This is a genomic window from Ancylomarina sp. 16SWW S1-10-2, from assembly GCF_009669305.1.
In the GTDB taxonomy this organism is placed as follows: Bacteria; Bacteroidota; Bacteroidia; order Bacteroidales; family Marinifilaceae; genus Ancylomarina.
In genome coordinates this window covers 1-404 of the sequence record NZ_SADB01000287.1, presented here as the reverse complement: position 1 = coordinate 404, position 404 = coordinate 1, and the positions used below count along the sequence as shown (strand labels likewise).

1 pseudogene is annotated in these 404 nt (G+C 36.6%); it reads right to left on the bottom strand.

Annotation, left to right across the window (positions count from 1 at the left end):
* Positions 1-107: pseudogene (locus EMN46_RS20645) on the bottom strand (ferredoxin); the annotation flags it as partial.
* Positions 108-404 lie beyond the last annotated feature (297 nt).

The following is a 404-nucleotide window of genomic DNA, read 5'->3' as shown; positions in this document are numbered from 1 at the left end:
TGGATTACAAGAAAGTTAGGGCCTTCGTAAAAGCAGTCAACAGGACATACCTCGACACAGTCTGTATGTTTACATTTAATACAGTTTTCGCCAACAACAAATGTCATGGTAGTTAAGCTCCTAGTCTATGATGATGGTATTGATTTTATTGTCAATTTTTTAAAGGCGGCATTCTATCAGCTTTTTGGGTGGCTTGTTAAACGCTAATATAGAATATTCTACCTATCTACTACTAAGTAAGTATAAGGTGTAAGAATAAGATCATCAAGCAGGCTATGTACTCACGACTTATGTATTACTTAATCATGTTTTGTAGGTCAAATAATATGTCTAAGGCTTGCCTTGGAGTGAGCTCATTAGGGTTAATACTCTCTAATTTCTCAACCGCAGGATGTGGGGTAGCA